Below are 17,057 nucleotides of genomic sequence, written 5' to 3' on the forward strand. Positions count from 1 at the left end.
TCGGCCAGCAGCCAGCGGACCGGAAGCTCGGTGCCTGCTGTGGCCTTGCGGATCTCACGTCCGGCGGGCCGGATCCGCAGGGCCACGAAGCGCGAGTACATGCGCTTGTACCCGCTGCGGCCGCTGCCCGGCCGCGATCCCTCCCTCCACTGCACCGGCCGCGCGGAGTTCTTACCGGCCGCGATGACCAGGCTCCTCACCCGCTGGGCCGGCTCGGGGTAGGCAGGAACCGGCCGTGGGCCGCGGCCGGAGTAGGCCGGGGTGCAGGGCTGTGCGTTTTCGGGTTGCGCGGTGGTCGTGGTCGAGATGCCCACCACGTACTCGAGGCTGCGTTCTTCCAGGCCGAGCCGGAAGGCTGCGGTGTCCCCGTAGCCGCCGTCGGCGATGACCTGAGGCACCTCGATGCCCCAGGACCGTGTCTCGTCGATCATGTCGAGGGCCAGCTGCCACTTCTCGACATGGCCCACCTGGGCAGGGATGGCGCACTTGTCACGGCGGGCGACCCTGGCAGGATCGGCCTTCGGTGAGACGGGATCCCAGCTCCCGGGCAGGAACAGACGCCAGTTCACGGCCGCGGAGGCGCCGTTGGAAGCCAGGTGCAAAGAAACCCCGGCCTGGCAGTTGGTGACCTTGCCCGCGGTGCCGGTGTACTGCCGGGTCACGCACGCCGACGCATCTCCGTCCTTGAGAAATCCGGTGTCATCGATGATCAACGCGGTGGGCTTGATGACCGGCTGCATGCGCCAGGCCAGCCGGGCCCGCACATGCGCCGCATCCCAGGGGCTGGAAGTGACGAAGTGGGCCAGGGCCTGCCGGTTCCCGTCCTCACCCAGGCGGCCGGCCATCGGCTCCACCGACTTACGCCCGCCGTCCAGCAGCAGGCCCCGCAGATAGACCCCGCCCCACCGCCGCTGATCCGCCCGCGCGAACGGCTCGAACATCTCCGCCGCGAAGTCCTCCAGATCACACCGGACCGCAGCCAACTCCTCACCCAGCACACCCGATCAACGACACGACCGATCAAGAAGACACGCCATCACGGACCGCACATGACCAAGCCCTACTGTCTGATAATTGATCTTGTGGTGGGTCGTGGTGAGCTGACGGATGCGGCGTGGGAGCGGATAGCGCCGCTGCTGCCTGGTATTGACGGGCGTGGACGGCCGTGGCGGGATCACCGGCAGGTCATCAACGGGGTTTTGTGGCGGTTGCGGACCGGTGCTCCGTGGCGTGACCTGCCGGAGCGTTATGGGCCGTGGCAGACGGTCTATGAGCGGTTCGCTCGCTGGGAGGCGGACGGAACCTGGGCCCGCCTGCTTGAACAGGCCCAGGTCCGGGACGACTCCGTCGGAGCCGTGGAGTGGACCGTGTCGGTCGACTCCACGGTCAACCGGGCTCACCAGCACTCTGTCGGTGCCCGCAAAAAGGGGCGGCGGCGGGGGACGAACTGGAAGATCCGGCACGTCCGTCGGCTGGCCAGGCGCTGGGCCGGTCCCGCGGCAGGCTGACTACCAAGGTCCATCTCGCCTGCGACGGCCGGGGTCTGCCCTTGGCCGTCGTCGTCACGCCGGGCAACGTCAACGATTCCACCGTCTTCGGCACGGTCATGGACGAGTTGAGGGTGCCCCGGGCCGGTGCCGGGCGGCCCCGTCGCAGGCCCGACGCGGTCCTCGCGGACAAGGCGTACTCGTCCCGGGCGATCCGCCAGATCCTGCGCGGGCGGGGCATCCGGACGGTGATCCCGGAACGGGCCCCACCCAAGATCATTTGCCAGACAGGTCCTAGCAGTCGCAAGCGCCGAGTCACCATCTGCTGCCTGACGGGCACTCTGAACAGCTGACCACAGATCGTGTGACGGCGGCGTCGAGTTCTGCGCAGGCCGCCCGGCGGAGTCAGGCGTCGCAGGTGTCGAGCATCTCGGACAGAGGCGCCCCATCCTCGGCAGCGGCGGCAGAACCGCCTTCAGCCTCTCCCACTGTGCATTCGTTGGAGCGCCACGAGACACCCGAAGACTGTTTGACGTCCCTGCTCGATGCATGAGTCCGGGTAGCAGCCTTGCGCCGCAGCAGTCAGCAGATCTTGCCCGTTCCAGCCGCCGTGGCCCGCAGTAGATCCCGGAGCAGCACGAAGTCGATCTTCTCCGGCTTGCGGAAGCGCAGGCAGCCCTTGCCCATGTCCAGGCCCGCCAGCCGCTCAGTGAATGTCTCCCGGACATCGCTGCGCAGCAGATAGAAGGAGATGTACTGCTTCTGGCTCGCGAAGGCGATCTCCCCGATGCCGTCCCGCTCATAGGCGGGCATCCCGTACGCCATCACCTCAGTGAATCCCGGCAGCTCGGCACGGCACAGCTCACGCAACCGAGTCATCGCCTCTTTGCGTTCCTCGGGCACCTCGGCGAGATAGCCGTCGACATCCTCTGCCTGGCTTTGCACCATGATCCGAGTGTAAGCGACACGAGACATTGATCCACCGAGTCCTTGGCCGGAACAGGTATCCGCCGTCCAGACACCGAAAGGGCTGTATGACCTCATCGTCATCGGCGTGCTCTCCGCACTCGCCGGCCTTGAAGGAGCGCTGGGCGGTCATCCGGTGTTGGTGTGGTCGAGAAAGTCGGCGCCGGCGGGGATCCTGCGGCGGCGGGCGAGTTTCTCGCGCAGGCATTCCAGGGTGTGGGTGCCGCGGGCGGAGGTGACGCCTCCCATCCGGTCGACGGCGTCGTGGGCGGTGGCCACGGCGGCGTCAATGTCGTCGGGATCGAGGTGGGCTTCGGCGGGCCGGGCGAGGTAGATGGCGTGGCTGCGGAGGAAGGCGTCGCCGTTGTATGCCTCCTGGTTGGTGTCGGCGGTGGAGGCTTCCGGGAAGTGGGCGAGGGCCCGTTTGGGGTTGCCCGGGTTGAGGGCGGAGCTGCCGATGAGCTGGTGGTCTCGCCGAGGTTGTACCAGTGGGCGCTGGGAAGGTCGCCCTCGATGGGTCCGGCGTGCTCGTAGGCGTCCAGGGCGGCGTCGTCGGCGCGGGCGTGGGCCCGGCAGGCTCCGGCGTGGGGCATCGAGGTCATGCGGGGCGAGCCGGCTCTCGGTGCTTTTGACAGGGCGGCCTCGATGAAGTCGACGGCGCCGCGAGGGTTGCCGGTGGAGTAGTGCTGGACGGCCCAGAAGGCGAAGGGGTTCGCTCCGACCACGGGGGCGTCGGGACTGGCGGCAGCCCGCAGGGCGGTGGCGTATTGGTGTTCGGCGGCGACGCTATCCCTGCTGTCGTAGGCCGTCCAGCCGCGGAGCGGAAGACTTCGGCCGCTGCGGCGAACAGGCGGAGTTCGGTGCGTTCGTCGAAGGAGGCGTTCTTGAGGGTGACGATGATCAGGCGGAGATCGGCGCGGGCGGCGTCGTAGACATCGCCCCGCCGCCGATCGTCGCGCTCGGAGCGGCCTGGGGTTGGCGCCCTCCCCCCGCCTTGCGTGCCACCGGGACCGGCCGACTCCTGCCCGATCTGGCCAGCATCGGGCCGTCCCTGCCCAACCACAAATGCGCGTGATGCCGCGACGAGCGCCCGGCGCCGAACTGGAGCACTGAGAACGCGGGCCCTGCTCCTCAGCCCCGACCTCGGTCCGGCCCGGCGCGCACCCCCATCACCCCGTCACTGCCCCCTGGACTTCTGAGAGCTGCCCCGATGCCTGTACCGCCCAGCAGCGTCCGTCTGCAATGGACCGATGTCCCCACGGCGCTGCGCGCCCGCCGCGAAGAGTCCCTCGGCGCCCCTGTCACCGACGCCGTCACCCCCGGCGGCGGTTTCGGCCACCGACTGGCCACCGCCCTGCGTCTGGCCAACGGGCGACGGGGCTTCGTCTACGCCGCGGCGGTCAGCACCACGCCGTCCACCACGGCGGCCCTGCACGGCCGGGACGAATTCCTCCGCGATCCGCCGGCAGACCTCTCCCCCGCCGCCCGTGACCGCCTGCCGCAGCTCGCCCAACGGGAAGCCGCCTGGCCCGGCCGTCTTATGGTTGTGCCAGATCGCGGCGGCCATCGCGAGGACTCGCTTGGCGATCCGGACGGCGACGCCCTCGAAGGTGTGTCCGCCGTGCAGTTCGAGGTCCAACTGCCCCTTCAACATGTCGTTGACCGAATCGATCAGCTGCCGCACCGACTTCAGCGGGGCAGCGCCCATCTCGGTCCCCAGGTCCGACGGATGCGCTGCTGCCGGGCCGGCGCCGTTCAGGCTGGCGTACCTGCCAGCCCGCGCGGTGGCCACGACCAGGTGCCCCAGTGACTCGACACGAACGCGCACCAGCCGGTCGTCCACCCAGACGGGCCGGACGATGAGGGGCGGGGCAGCTCGCCGTTCCCGCTCCGCGGTCGCCTTCACGATGATATCGGCCACCGCCTCCGGGGTGACCAAGTGGACGACCTCCTCCTCCTCGTCCACACCTACCCACTTCGCCATGGCGCCGACGTGGTGGGCAACGACCCCGTGCACGGCGGCGGTCTCCACCTCGGCTCCGCGGGTCAGCAGCACTGCGCTCGCCTGCAGGACCAGCGTCCTCGCATCCACGGGCCCTGGCGCAGGCGGTCGTGCTCCCCCGCGGCGAACAGACGCCGCGCGGCCGCCAGGTCTCCCATCACCCAGCCGCCGCCGGCCCCCATCGGCGCGTCCGCCAGAAGGGGGCCGGGGCCGACCAGCCGTACGACCACGCGCTCGCCTTCGCTGCTGCGATGGCCCCCGTGTGAGTGCCTGAGCAGGCGTGACATTCAGGCGGCTTCCACATTTCGGCCGACCCTTGCGGATGGTGTTCGCGCTCTGGTGCCGTAGGGCGGTCCGCGGCTTCCGGGGCCGCTTCGGGATCGACTCGGTGAAAAGGGGTTGTGCAGGACAGCTCCGTCGCCGTGATCATGGCGGCACTCGTGCGTCGATGCCCGGAGGCGTAGGCCGCCCCGGGCCCCTTGCCGCTCAGATGGCCAGAATGCCGCCGTCCACCGCCACATGGCTGCCGGTGGCGAATGAGGAGCGGTCACTCAGCAGCCACAGGGCCGCTTCCGCCACCTCTTGCGGCTCGGCCATCCGCTTTTGGATCTGGCGTGCGACGAATGCCTCCTCCAAAGCCGGATTGGCCGTCACCGCCGCGTTGATCATTTCCGTCCGGGTGGTGCCCACGATCAGGGAGTTGACGCGGATGCCGTACGCCCCGTACTCGGCGGCCGTGGCCTTCGTCAGACCCAGGACGGCATGCTTCGCCGCAACGTAGGGGGATGGTGCGCCGGTGGCGATGAGGCCCGCCGAACTGGCGGTGTTGACGATCGTCCCGTGGCCGGCGTCCAGCATGACGGGGATCTGACGGCGCAGGCAGTTCCATGTCCCGCGTACGTTGACATCCATGATGCGGTCGAAATCCTCTTCCGGCAGCTCGTGCGATCGGCCGAAGGTGGAGCCGGCGTAGCCGGCATTGTTGAAGGCGCCGTCGAGGCCGCCGAAGCGTTCGATGGCCGTCGTGACGGCGCGCTCGACATCGTCGGCCCGCGTCACGTCGCCGACGCTGCAGGCTGCTCGCCCGCCGGATGTCTCGATCTCGCGAGTGAGGTCCTTGAGCCGGTCTTCACGGCGGGCCATAAGGACGACGGCCGCGCCTTCGGAGGCGAAGAGCCGCGCTGCGGCCTCGCCTATGCCGCTCGACGCTCCGGTGATCATCACGGTCCTGTCGGTCAGCAGACCGGTGTTGTGCGCTGGGGGTGTCCGATCGTTCATGACGCGAGTAAACCGGAAGTGGCGGGCCGTCACACGACTTTCACCAGACTGACGTTCGGTTCAGTGATGTGGTGCGGGCTCGATGGCACATTGTGCCCTCAGGGTTGATGGAGGGATGAGCACCATGCGTCTCGTTCACTCGCTCTGCGGGAGGCCGCAGGGGCCCATGTTCCGAGGGGCGTCCCATCGCGGTCCGTCCCACGCCCTTGTTCGTTCTGGCGGACCGTCCGGCTCCCGATTGGATCTGCGGCAGTCATCCTGTTTCTCTCGCGAGGAGGCCACGGGGCGCGTGGAGCAGCGGAGGCGAGGAGTACTCGGATCGCGTCGGCCCCTGCGGACAGCTTCTGCCGCAGCAGCCAGTTCTCCGTCGTCGACTGGTGGAGGGCGCCGACCAGCGTCTCGACATCGACCTTGCGCCGGGCCATCTCGTCGGCGTCCGCGGCCCGTAGTTCCTTGAGTCGCCGGTGATCCCCTCAAACTGATGCGGCCCTTCGGAACCACCGCGCAGACCACCAGGCGCTACGTCGCCGCGGCGTATCCAGAGCGGCCGGCCCGGCTGCCCGCTGATCGTCCGATCAGTCCCAGTCGGACGGTGGCTGCTTGATCCCGCCCCCTGTGTGCGGCAGCTGCACGTAGTCCTCGGCGCCGGAGGGAAGGGCGGAAACGCAAGCTGCTGAGCAGGCGTTGACCAGGAGAGGCAGGACATCGGTGGCTACCCGCAGGGAGATCCACACCTGATGGAGCCCGCCCTGCTTGATCGGCCGATCGCAGACGCTGCATCCACGGATGGCCGTGGTACCCCAGCGCCGGGCATCAAGCCCTGTCGGGTCGAGATCAGCAACGAAGACTCGCGGCGGCTGCAGTCGAGGGAAAGGAGGACGGAGCTCGTAGTTCCCGAACAGTGCGCGGGTGCTTACCGTGCTCCGGGCCAGCTTTGAGCATCTGGTGATCTCGTAGGGGAACCAGTGCAGCCGGTACGAGGTGTAGGGGGTGAACTCCTCCAGGCTGGTCATTGCGCCGATCTCGGGCGGTATTCGGACCAGGTTGCTGCCGTAGAGCACGAAGTGCTTGACCGCCGTCAGTCTGGCGATGCTCGTCGGCAGGGTGATGACCTGCCTGTGCTCCTCGGCGCTGAGTTCGACCAGAGGTCGGAACTCCTCCCGGCCGTCTTCCGCGGCCTCCTCAATCAACTCCAGCAGATGCCGCCAACCGGCGGTCGAGGTGTCCTGGCGTTCGGCATGAAAACCGACACGGGCTCGCGGATGCGGTCTGGCCTGGTCGAAGCACACGCACTCATCCCGGCAGGAAGCGCGTCCTGCAGATGCCGGGTCCGATGTGTCGCCCCACCGGTTCACAAAGAGTCTCGGTTCTCTCTCATCCACCATGTGGCCAAAGATACGGATCTTCATACCGTGCACGGAATCGATTCGTCCCTGAGCTCGACGGGAGCCAAGCGCCATCGTGGGCCCGGAATGACCTGGGATGACCGCCAGGTTGTCCCAGACATCACCAATTTCCTCAGTACCCCTCAGACCGGATTCGGCTGCCCCGTTCGAGCCGACTCGATTCAACGAAATCGATAAGGATTCGCATTTTCTGGCGGTGTGTCGGCAAAGGGCCGGTTGGACCGGACATCCGAACGACTGACAGGCCGCCAGGAGGCCGTACAGTCGATTTCTCCTGTCCTGAAGAGGCATTGAGTGGTCCGTATGGGTGAGGAGGGTGTGACCGGCACTCCCCGCGGGACTCTTCGAGCGCTCGTCAAGACCTGTGGTCGGGAGCCGCACCTACCCAGCGGTGGTAGGTGTCCACGTCGACGTTGTTGCCGCACACGATGGTGACGACATGCCGGCCGGCGAAGCGGTCTCGGTCTTCGAGGACCGCCGCGATGCCGAGCGCGGCCGAAGGCTCGACGACGAGGCCGGCATGGGCGAGGAACATCCGCATCCCGGCGATGATCGACGCGTCCTGGACCAGGACGGCGTCATCGGCGACCAAGAGGCGGTCGTCCCAGGACCGCCGGGATGGGGCACCGGCCGGCGGCGCCGTCAGCGAAGGTCCCGGTCGGGTCGGTGGTGACAACTCGCCGCCCGTGCCACGAGTGCGTCATCGCCGGCGCCCCCAGCGGCCGGACGCAGATCACCTCGACTTCGGGCGCCAATGCCTTCACCACATGCCCCACGCCGGTGGCCAGTGCCCCGCCGCCGAGAGCGATCAGGACAGTGCCGAACGACGGCGCGGTGTCCGCCGGCCCGCTCGCGAGCCATCTCGTGGTCGCCGCCCACCAGCTCCAGCCCGGCACCCAACGCCCGGATACGATCAAGCTTGGCCCGAATCGCAGAGCGGGATGCCACGAAAGTGATGTCGAACCCACGACCGCGACCGGACCGCACAAGAGCCTGACCGAGGTTGCCCGCGCTCGCGCACACCACGGCTCGCGAGCCACCGTCGGACACTTGGCCCGCGACCACCTCGGTGCCGTGGGCCATCAAGCTGCGCACCGCGTTCGCCGTTTCGAGCTTGGCGCTCACCGCGCACCCGAGGCCGGGCTCCAGCGCCTCGCAGCGGTACAGCGGAGCTCGTTCCGGAGCCCACCGAGGGCTCCCCGGTCCGCGCCTGCGGGACAGAGCATCACCCGCTCCCTCTCAACTCTGCTCTTCCGGGCGGAAGTTGAGAACGAATCGGGCGCGTTCGCCGTTGATGCGGCGCCGCACGAACAGCACGGGCTCTCCGTCCGGGGTACAGCTCACGCCTTCGCGGACGAGGAGCGGAGTGCCCGCCGGGACACCGAGGAGGTCGGCGTCGCCGATGTCGGCTCCGATGGCGCTGAAGGCCCGCCAGTCGTATTCCAGGACGATGCCGGCGCTCCGGGCCAGGACTCGGACGACATTGCACACTCGTCCGGGTGCGGACAACTCCTCGGGCAGGAGAGAGGACTTCAGCCAGTAGCTGCTGACGCCCCACGGCTCGGGGCCGATGACGATGAGACTCTCCAGGCGTGAGAGTTCGGCGGGGTCGCACCGCAGGTGGCTCGCGGCCTCGGTGTCGGCCGGGGTGCGGGGCGTGGGGATGACGGCGGTGATCCGCTCGCCGCTGTCCGCTGCGTCACCTGCGTCGGCCGCTCCGCCGGGAATGGCGGTGGTGAGGCTGCCCAGGTCGAAGCGCTGGCTCCGCGGGTCGACCGCGATCGAGACGCGCGCGATGGGGGCGCGGACGAACGTTCCCACTCCCCTGCGGATCTCGACGGAAGCGGCGCGTTCCAGTTCGGCGATGGCTTGGCGGATGGTCAGCCGGTTGACGTCGAACTCCTCGCACAGTTCCGGCTCGCTGCGCAGCCGGGAGCCGACCGGGAGGTCGCCGGAGTCGATCCGGTCCTGGATCCTCCGGGCGAGCTGCAGGTAGATCGGGGCGGTTCTTCTGCGGTTCGACACCCCTGGATCCTACGAGCCGAGACGGCGGGCGACCCGCGCGATCACGTACAGGACGCCCCACGAACCGCTCGTTCATCCAAGGTTCAGCAGAGCGACCACCGAGCTCGACACGAAACCCCACTCCGAACATATAGACATCTAGATGTCTTGCCCGTCTCTGTGCAGTCACCGACTCAGGAAGGCTCCCATGCCACTGCTGAACTTCCGCGACCCGGCCTCCGTCGCCGACCCCCGCGGCGTCCGTATCCGCCCGGGAATCCTGTTCCGCTCGGCCCAGCCCGATCCCCTCGCGGACGCCAGTACCGTCGGGGAGCTGCACACCCACGGAATCCGCGTCGTGGTGGACCTGCGCAGCCCCGACGAGCGCGGCGACGACGACTGGGCCGCCGCCGAGGAGAGGGGCATCACCGTCGTCCGGGCGCCCGTCGTTCCGGACGACACGGACGCCGTCGCCGGCCCAGGCATCGCTTCCCTGCGGACCTCCGCCGATCTGGGCCGGTTCTACGCCGACCTCGCCGAGTCCGCCCCCACGGCCCTGGCCGACGCGGTCCGGGCCGCCGCCGGACCGGGCGCGGCACTCGTGCACTGCGCCGCGGGGAAGGACCGCACCGGCCTCCTGGTGGCGCTGCTGCTGGAACTCGCGGGAGTGCCCGACGACAACATCGCCGACGACTACGTCCGTACGGCCACGGCGCTCCCGGAGATCCTCTCCGCTCTCGCCACCCGGCACCGCATCGCCCTGAACAACGGCGCGGGCGACGACGAGCGGTACGGGGCGGCGGGAGGGCCGGTCGTTCCCGCGCCGCTGCTCCAGGCCCCGCGCGAAGCGATCGAAGTCTTCCTGGAGACCATCCGGGCCCGTCACGGCAGCGCCGAGGCCTTCCTGCTGGGCTGCGGAGTCGAGGCGGCCGCCATCGACGGGTTCCGCGCCAAGGCTGCCGCCGGGGCCGCCCTGCCCGCGACCGCCCCTGCGGCGCCCCGGCCCGCCCTCTCCGTCTCCCTGCCGCCCTCCCGCCCGGCAGGAGAACCCCTCGCATGACCGACATGCTGCGCAAGACCCCCGCCCCCGAACCACCGCCCTCCGACCGCGTTTCCGAGCACGAGGTACCGGCTCCGCGCCGGGTCGTCGCCGGACTGGTCTTCACCGAGCTCCTGATCGGGATCGGCTTCGCCATGCCGCTCGTCGCCTCGCTCAGCCTGAAGGTCAACGAGATCGCACCGGATGCCAAGGAGAGCGTGCTGAGCGCCGTCATGGCGGCCGGGGCCGTCACCGCGTTCCTCCTCAACCCGGTCTTCGGCCATCTGTCGGACCGCACCACAGGGCGCTTCGGCAGGCGCCGGCCGTGGATTCTCGGCGGTCTCGCCGCCGGGCTGCCGGCCGCCGTGGTGATGGCCACGGCATCCTCGCCCGCCCAGCTGATGCTGGGCTGGATCCTCACCCAGGCCGCGTACAACGCGGCGCTCGCCGCCCTCGCGGCCGTGATCGCCGACCGGGTGCCGGCCGCGCAACAGGCCACCGTGTCCGGCCTGTTCGGAGCCGCCCAGTTCGCCTCCGTCTTCCCCGCCTTCTTCCTCGTCGGCCTCATACCCGACAACACCGCGGCCCTGCTGCTGATCCCCGGCATCTCCGGTGCCGCGGGCGCCGCCGTGTCGTGGACCCTGCTGCGCGGCGAGAAGGCCGTCCCCGCCGGGGGTCGGACCCCGGTGAGCCTGCGCTCGGTCTTCACCAGCCTGCTGTTCGACCCGCGCACCTCCCCCGCCTTCACCGCGGTCTGGCTGCAGCGCTTCCTGCTCCAGGGTGCCAACGCCCTGATCGGCACGTTCGGCCTCTACTACCTGATGTCCCGCCTGGAGATGTCGACGGCCGAGGCCGCCGCCCTCGTCTCGACCACCGGCATGCTCTCCGTCGTCGGCAACGTCGTCGCCGCAGCGGTCTTCGGCAAGCTGGCCTCCCGCACCGGCGCCTACCGCGCATTCGTCATCGGCTCCGGCCTGCTGATGGCGGCTGCCATGATCATCAAGATGCTGTCCGCGTCCGTGTGGCCGATCTACCTGTCCACCGCCATCGCCGCCATCGGTCTCGGCGCTTTCTACGCCGTCGACATGGCCCTGGTCCTGCGCACCATGCCCACCAGCACCGACGCCGCTCGTTGGCTCGGCGTGTTCAACATCGCCAAATCCCTGCCGCAGTCCATCGCCCCCCTGCTCGCCCCGCTCCTCCTGGGCCTCGGCACGGACCCGGTCGGACCGGCGGCCGACGGCAAGAACTACTTCGCCCTCTATCTCGGCGGAACCCTCGCCGCGCTCGCCGCCGTCGCGCTCACCCCACTGATCCGGCACCCCCGGCTCACCCGCGACTGACACCCACCACCCACCACCCCCGCGCCCGCCGACGAAAGGCACGAATGTGACCTCCCGCCTCCTCCACTCCGACGGCACACCGTTTCGCGACCTCAACCACAACGGCACCATGGAGCCCTACGAGGACCCCCGCGTGCCCGTCGACGACCGCGTCGAGGATCTCCTGGGCCGGATGACCCTGGAAGAGAAGGCCGGTCAGATGTGCCACGGCCGGATGGCCGCCGGCGACAACACCTTCATGCCGTCGGGCGCCGCCCTCATAGCCGAGCGGCACATCACCCACTTCGCGATGATCCAGGTCCCCTCCGCCGGCACCATGGCCGCGTGGAACAACCACGTGCAGGACCTCGCCGCCGCCACCCGCCTCGGCATCCCTGTGACCCTCTCCTCCGACCCCCGGCACGGATTCACCGCCAACCCCATGACGGCCCACACCGACGGCGGTTTCAGCTCGGGCCCCGAACCGATCGGCCTGGCCGCGACCGACGATCCGGCACTCGTCGAGGAGTTCGCCGCGGCTGCCGCCCGGGAACTGCGCTCCGTCGGAATCCGCTTGGCCATCCATCCGATGGCCGATCTGGCCACCGAACCACGCTGGGCCCGCATCAGCGGCACCTTCGGCGAGGACGCCGACCGCGCCGCGCGAATGCTCGGCGCCTATATCCGCGGCATGCAGGGCGACACCCTGGGCCCGGACAGTGTGGCCTGCATGACCAAACACTTCCCCGGGCACGGCCCGCAGGCGGGCGGGGAGGACTCCCACTTCGCCTACGGCAAGTACCAAGCATTCCCCGGCGACAACCTCGAATACCACCTCAAGCCCTGGGAAGCGGCGTTCGCCGCCGGCACCGCCCAGGTCATGCCCTGCTACTCGATCCCCACCGGCAGCGGCCTGCCCGAGGTCGCCGCCAACTTCAACGGCGAAGTGATCACCGGGCTGCTCCGCGGCCGCTACGGCTTCGACGGCGTCGTGTGCACCGACTTCAACTCCCTCACCGGCATGGAGATCCCCGGCGTCGTCCAGCTCCCGCCCCGCAACTGGGGAGTGGAACACCTCTCCCTCGCCGAGCAGGTCCTCATGCAGCTCGCCGCCGGCGTCGACCAGCTCGGCGGCGAGACCCGCCCCGACTGGATCGTCGACGCCGTCCGCTCCGGCGCCGTCAGCGAAGAACGCATCGACACCTCCGTACGCCGCATCCTGCGCGACAAGTTCCGCCTCGGCCTCTTCGACGACCCCTATGTCGACACCGACAAGGCAAGCACCCTGGTCGGCTCGGCCGAGACCCGTGCCCTGGGCCGCCGGGTCCAGCTGCGATCCCTCGTCCAGCTCACCGGCCGCGCGAAGACTCCGAGGACACTGCCCGAGGTGCCGGCCCTCTACGTGGAGAACATCGCCCCCGAGACGGCCGCCCGGTACGGCCGCCTCGTCGACCGCCCCGAAGAGGCCGACCTCGCGGTGTTGCGCCTGACTGCCCCGTACGAGAAGCGGAAGGGATTCCTGGAGCAGCACTTCCATGCAGGGTCCCTCGAATTTCCCGCCGCCGAACTGGCCCGGCTGCGGGCGCTGTGCGCGACCGTCCCCACCGTCATCGACGTGCACCTCGACCGGCCCGCGATCCTCACCGGGCTCGTCACCGAGGCGGCTCTGCTCCTGGGCAGTTTCGGCGCCGACGACGACATCGTCCTCGACGTTGCCTTCTGCCGCGCGGTGGCCGAAGGAAGCCTCCCCTTCGACCTCCCGTCCTCCATGCGGGCCGTCGAGGACTCCCGCGAGGATGTTCCGTTCGACACCCGCGAACCGCTGTTCAGCTGCGGGCACAGTGCGCTCGCGCACTGATGCCGTCTCCGCGGGCCCTCGCGGACGCGGCCCCATCCCGCCGGTCAGCGGGCACCGGCCACCTCGGCGAGATCGCGGGAGAGGGCGGCGGCGCATGCCGCCCCCTCCCGTCCCCAACCTCACAGGGCAATACAGCTAGCGCCCCGCTCCTCGACCAGTGGCCCAGATCACCCGTACACCACCCGAACGAAGTCCGCGTGGCCAGAGCTCAGCGTCCCTGCCAGTGGGGTGGGCGCTTCTCCGCGAAGGCTCGGGCGCCTTCCTTCGCGTCCTGGGAAGCGAGTACGGGTGTGACGAGCCGGTCCTGTTCGCGCAGGGCATCCTGATCACGGAAGGCGGTGCGCTCGTTGACGACGCGTTTGACGGCCGTGATGGCGAGTGGGGCGTTGTGGGCGACGCGGTGGGCGAGTTCCATGGCCTGGGCGAGTGCCTCGCCCGGCTCGGCAAGGTGGTTGACGAGGCCGAGTTGCTCAGCACGCGTGGCGGGCAGGGGGTCGCCGGTGAGCAGGAGCTCCAGGGCGATGTTGCGGGGGATGCGTTCGGGCAGGCGGACCATGCCCCCTTCGGGGGGCACGATGCCGTAATGAACCTCGGTCTGGCCGAAAGTGGCGTTCCGGGCGGCGATGATCATGTCGCAGGCGAGGGCCATTTCGGTGCCGCCGCCCAGCGCGTAGCCCTCGACGGCGGCGATGAGCGGGGTCTCGATGTCGGTGCGGGTGATGCCCCCGAAGCCGCGTCCTTCGATGACGGGTGTGTCGCCTTTCGCGAAGGCCTTGAGGTCCATGCCGGCGCTGAAGACGCCGTTCGCTCCGGTGAGGATGCCGACCAGGAGTTCGTCGCGTGACTCGAGTTCGTCGATGGCGGCGGCCAGCGCCCGCGCGGTGGCGCCGTCGATGGCGTTGCGGGCCTGGGGCCGGTCGATGGTGATCACGAAGACACCGTCGTGCTGCTCGGTGCGCACTGCGGGGGTGCCCGAAGCCTCGGTCATGATGCTGGTTCCCTTCTCCTTCCCCCTGGGCCGCGTCTGGGCGGACGTGCCTTCAGTCGACCACCTCCGCCTCGCGCAGGCCCGTGATCGCGGCCTCGTCGAAGCCGAGGTCGCGGAGCACTGTGTCGGTGTGTTCGCCCAGGCCGGGGGCGCGGCGCGGTGGGACCTTCCGCTCCTGGTCCAGTCGTACGGGGCCGTCGACGGTCAGGGGCGGCTCTGCGCTGCCGTCCTCGATGGGGACGAGGATGCGGTTGGCCGTCAGTTGGGGATCGCGGGCGAACTCGTCGATCGTCTGGGCAACTCCGTAGGTGAGGTCGGCGGCGTCGAGCACTTCGCGCCACTCGGCGAGGGTACGGGTCGCGAAGGTCTTGTCGAGCAGGTCGGCGATCTCGGCCGCGTGGGCGTGACGACTCGGTGTGTCGGCGAAGTCCGGGTTCTGCGCTGCCTCGGGGTGGCCGATGGCCCGTAGGAACAGGGGGACCTGCTTGTCCTCGTTGGCGAAGGCCAGCAGCAGCCAGCGGTCGTCCGCCGTGCGGTAGGCGCTGGTGAGTGCGTTCGGCGGGTCGGTCCGGTCGACGGGTCGGGGAATCCTGCCGCCGACGAGTGCGGCTTGCAGCCACATGCCGGCTGCCCAGGCGCCCTCGGCGATCAACGATGCCGTGACGCGGGCGCCCTCGCCGGTCTTCTCCCGCCGGTACAGCGCGGTCATGATGCCGGCGTACAGGGAGACGGCCGTGGGGTGGTCGCCGGATCCGAACACCGACATCGCGGGTGCCCCGTCGCGCTGGCGTGTGTAGTCCATCAGGCCGCTGCGCGCCCAGTACGCGGTCACGTCGTAGCCGGGCAGGTGGGCGTCCGGACCTTCCTCGCCGAAGCCGGTGACGTCGGCGTAGATCAGCCGGGGGTTGAGTGGGGTCAGGTCGTCGTAGTCCAGGCCCAGCCTGGCCCGGGTGCGGGGCGGGAAGTTGGTCACCAGCACATCGGACCACTTCACCAGGCGTTCCAGTACGGGTCTGGCGCCGGGCGACTTGAGGTTGAGGGCGATGCTGCGCTTGTTGCGGTTGTCCAGCTGCCAGGGGTAGTTGAATCCGTCGACGCGGGGGTTGGGAGGGATGCGGCTGAGCATGCGGTAGGAGTCGCCGGTGTGGGGTGGTTCCACTTTGACGACGTCGGCGCCGAAGTCGCCGAGCATTGTGGCCGCGGCGGGACCGGCGATGAAGCTGGCCAGGTCCACGACGTGAATTCCCTTCAGCAGGGGCGTGTCCGCCATGACAGGTCCTTTCTCGGCAGGGCCCGCGCATACCGAAGGCAGGCCTCGGCCAGGCGGGGGCGCCGGCCCGCGGGTCAGTGGCTCGGGCCCGGTGTCACCGGGACGAAGGCGTTGTAGCCGGTGATGTCGCGGCCGACGATCAGTGCCTGCACCGAGTCGGTGCCCTCGTAGGTGTCGATGGCCTCGATGTCGCACAGGTGCCGTGCCACGTGGTAGTCGAGGATGATCCCGTTGCCGCCGAGCATGTCGCGGGCGTCGGAGAGGATGTCCCGCGCGCGTTCGGTGTAGTGCATCTTGGCCAGCGCCACCTGCGGCATCGAGTACTTGCCCTCGTCCATCAACTGGGCGAGCCGGAACTGCATGCACACCATGCTGGTGATGTCCGCCAGCATCCGCGCCAGCCGGTACTGGATGAGCTGGAAGGCGGCCAGCGGCATCCCGAACTGCTTGCGCTCCTTGGCGTAGGCCAGTGCGGTCTCGTAACCCGCGATGGCCGCGCCGATCGACTCCCACGCCACGCAGTAGCGCGAGGCCAGCAGGACCTTCTCGGTGTCACGGAAGGTCTCGCCACCTGCGAGTCTGTTCTCGGTGGGCACGCGGACGTCCTTGAGGGAGATCTGGGCGTTCTGCACGCAGCGCAGTGCCGTCTTGCCCGTGATGACGTGCGCATCGAACCCTGGAGTGCCTTTCTCGACCACGTAGCCGCCCACGTGCCCGTCGTCCCCGCGGGCCCAGATGATCACGTAGTCGGCAAAAGTGGCGTTGCCGATCCACCGCTTGTACCCGTTGAGCACATAGGAGTCGCCGTCCCTGCGGGCGGTCGTCTGAAGCTTCACCACGTCCGTGCCGTGCGCGGGCTCGGTCAGACCGAAGGCCCCGATCTTCTCCATCCGCGCCATGGCAGGCAGGAACCGCTGCTTCTGCTCCTCCGAGCCCAGCAAGGCCATGGAAGTCATGGCCAGGGCCGAATGCACGCCCAGGAACGTGGACATACTCAGGTCGCCGCGAGCCAGCTCCATGATCACGACCCCGGCCATCACATTGCTCATCCCCGGGCATCCGTAACCGGGAATCTGGAAGCCCGCGATCCCCAGCTCCGCCAGCTTGGGCACCAGCGCGTGCGGAAACTCGGCGCGCTCCCAGTAGGGATTGATGACCGGGATGACCTCCCGGTCCATGAACTCCCGGACCTTGTGCCGGAGCTGCTGCTGCTCTTCCGTGAGGAGCTCCCCCAACAGGTAGTAGTCGGTTTCCTCGGGGCCGCCAAGCACCGGTGGCTGCACCACCTGTCCGTTTCCGGCTGGACCCACGGCGCCCAGGGCGCCCTCACCCATGCCTTGTGCCGTACCCTGCGTCGCGCTCATTTGCAGCGTCCCTTCCGTGCTGTACGGAGATCGGATTGCGTTTGATCGCTCCTCTGCAAGCGAGGCCAAGAAC

12 protein-coding genes and 3 pseudogenes are annotated in these 17,057 nt (G+C 69.3%); 4 read left to right on the plus strand and 11 right to left on the minus strand.

From position 1 onward, the window contains the following. The coding region (locus ACWCPY_RS32975; protein WP_451271293.1) for an IS701 family transposase at positions 1–941 on the minus strand (941 nt) is incomplete at its 3' end. Positions 942–1,082: 141 nt separating this feature from the next. On the opposite strand from ACWCPY_RS32975, the pseudogene ACWCPY_RS32980 reads away from it, so the two are divergent. After that, positions 1,083–1,762, plus strand: a pseudogene (locus ACWCPY_RS32980) (IS5 family transposase); the annotation flags it as partial. A gap of 307 nt (positions 1,763–2,069) precedes the next feature. On the opposite strand, the gene ACWCPY_RS32985 reads toward ACWCPY_RS32980, so the two are convergent. The 7 genes and pseudogenes from ACWCPY_RS32985 to ACWCPY_RS33015 form a co-directional block, all read right to left on the minus strand. Beyond that, positions 2,070–2,435: an iron chaperone gene (locus tag ACWCPY_RS32985; protein ID WP_451271193.1), complete on the minus strand. Its 366-nt coding sequence runs from the start codon at positions 2,433–2,435 to the stop codon at positions 2,070–2,072. A 147-nt stretch (positions 2,436–2,582) separates the two neighbouring features. Beyond that, the gene (locus ACWCPY_RS32990) at positions 2,583–2,732 is read right to left on the minus strand and encodes a hypothetical protein (protein ID WP_451271195.1); all 150 of its coding nucleotides are present in this window, start codon (positions 2,730–2,732) and stop codon (positions 2,583–2,585) included. 1,246 nt (positions 2,733–3,978) lie between these two features. Then, positions 3,979–4,158 (minus strand): annotated as a pseudogene (locus ACWCPY_RS32995) (IS982 family transposase); the annotation flags it as partial. Between the two features lie 783 nt (positions 4,159–4,941). Continuing rightward, positions 4,942–5,733, minus strand: a complete 792-nt coding sequence (locus tag ACWCPY_RS33000; protein WP_451271197.1) for an SDR family NAD(P)-dependent oxidoreductase — start codon at positions 5,731–5,733, stop codon at positions 4,942–4,944. Between the two features lie 575 nt (positions 5,734–6,308). Beyond that, positions 6,309–7,142: a leucine-rich repeat domain-containing protein gene (locus ACWCPY_RS33005; RefSeq protein ID WP_451271199.1), complete on the minus strand. Its 834-nt coding sequence runs from the start codon at positions 7,140–7,142 to the stop codon at positions 6,309–6,311. 352 nt (positions 7,143–7,494) lie between these two features. Beyond that, positions 7,495–8,360, minus strand: a pseudogene (locus tag ACWCPY_RS33010) (threonine ammonia-lyase). A gap of 18 nt (positions 8,361–8,378) precedes the next feature. Next, on the minus strand, positions 8,379–9,164 hold the full coding sequence (locus tag ACWCPY_RS33015) for a GntR family transcriptional regulator (protein ID WP_451271201.1): 786 nt from the start codon (positions 9,162–9,164) through the stop codon (positions 8,379–8,381). Between the two features lie 187 nt (positions 9,165–9,351). Between ACWCPY_RS33015 and ACWCPY_RS33020 the strand changes: the two genes are divergently transcribed. The 3 genes from ACWCPY_RS33020 to ACWCPY_RS33030 are packed head-to-tail and all read left to right on the plus strand — an operon-like array spanning position 9,352 to position 13,362. After that, the gene (locus tag ACWCPY_RS33020) at positions 9,352–10,203 is read left to right on the plus strand and encodes a tyrosine-protein phosphatase (RefSeq protein WP_451271203.1); all 852 of its coding nucleotides are present in this window, start codon (positions 9,352–9,354) and stop codon (positions 10,201–10,203) included. Next, complete coding sequence (locus ACWCPY_RS33025) at positions 10,200–11,525, plus strand: MFS transporter (protein WP_451271205.1); 1,326 nt, start codon at positions 10,200–10,202, stop codon at positions 11,523–11,525. The genes ACWCPY_RS33020 and ACWCPY_RS33025 overlap by 4 nt, the downstream gene beginning before the upstream one ends. Before the next feature lie 46 nt (positions 11,526–11,571). Continuing rightward, a complete protein-coding gene (locus ACWCPY_RS33030) occupies positions 11,572–13,362 on the plus strand; it encodes a glycoside hydrolase family 3 protein (protein WP_451271207.1) in 1,791 nt (596 codons plus the stop codon). A gap of 208 nt (positions 13,363–13,570) precedes the next feature. Here ACWCPY_RS33030 and ACWCPY_RS33035 read toward each other — a convergent pair whose 3' ends face one another. The 3 genes from ACWCPY_RS33035 to ACWCPY_RS33045 all read right to left on the minus strand — a co-directional run bounded on the left by ACWCPY_RS33035 (position 13,571) and on the right by ACWCPY_RS33045 (position 16,984). Beyond that, positions 13,571–14,350 (minus strand): crotonase/enoyl-CoA hydratase family protein, encoded by a 780-nt coding sequence (locus ACWCPY_RS33035; RefSeq protein ID WP_451271209.1) that lies wholly within the window; start codon positions 14,348–14,350, stop codon positions 13,571–13,573. Between the two features lie 52 nt (positions 14,351–14,402). Further along, on the minus strand, positions 14,403–15,620 hold the full coding sequence (locus ACWCPY_RS33040) for a CaiB/BaiF CoA transferase family protein (RefSeq protein WP_451271211.1): 1,218 nt from the start codon (positions 15,618–15,620) through the stop codon (positions 14,403–14,405). Between the two features lie 74 nt (positions 15,621–15,694). Further along, a complete protein-coding gene (locus ACWCPY_RS33045; protein ID WP_451271213.1) occupies positions 15,695–16,984 on the minus strand; it encodes an acyl-CoA dehydrogenase family protein in 1,290 nt (429 codons plus the stop codon). Positions 16,985–17,057: the final 73 nt, after the last annotated feature.

The organism is Streptomyces sp. NPDC002403, assembly GCF_053593015.1.

Excerpts from the sequence above, each read along its gene's own strand:
- ACWCPY_RS33045 (WP_451271213.1), bottom strand. The coding sequence starts at position 16,984 with ATGAGCGCGACGCAGGGTACGGCACAAGGCATGGGTGAGGGCGCCCTG.
- ACWCPY_RS33000 (WP_451271197.1), bottom strand. The coding sequence starts at position 5,733 with ATGAACGATCGGACACCCCCAGCGCACAACACCGGTCTGCTGACCGAC.
- ACWCPY_RS33020 (WP_451271203.1), top strand. The coding sequence starts at position 9,352 with ATGCCACTGCTGAACTTCCGCGACCCGGCCTCCGTCGCCGACCCCCGC.
- ACWCPY_RS33040 (WP_451271211.1), bottom strand. The coding sequence starts at position 15,620 with ATGGCGGACACGCCCCTGCTGAAGGGAATTCACGTCGTGGACCTGGCC.
- ACWCPY_RS33025 (WP_451271205.1), top strand. The coding sequence starts at position 10,200 with ATGACCGACATGCTGCGCAAGACCCCCGCCCCCGAACCACCGCCCTCC.
- ACWCPY_RS33035 (WP_451271209.1), bottom strand. The coding sequence starts at position 14,350 with ATGACCGAGGCTTCGGGCACCCCCGCAGTGCGCACCGAGCAGCACGAC.
- ACWCPY_RS33005 (WP_451271199.1), bottom strand. The coding sequence starts at position 7,142 with ATGAAGATCCGTATCTTTGGCCACATGGTGGATGAGAGAGAACCGAGA.
- ACWCPY_RS32985 (WP_451271193.1), bottom strand. The coding sequence starts at position 2,435 with ATGGTGCAAAGCCAGGCAGAGGATGTCGACGGCTATCTCGCCGAGGTG.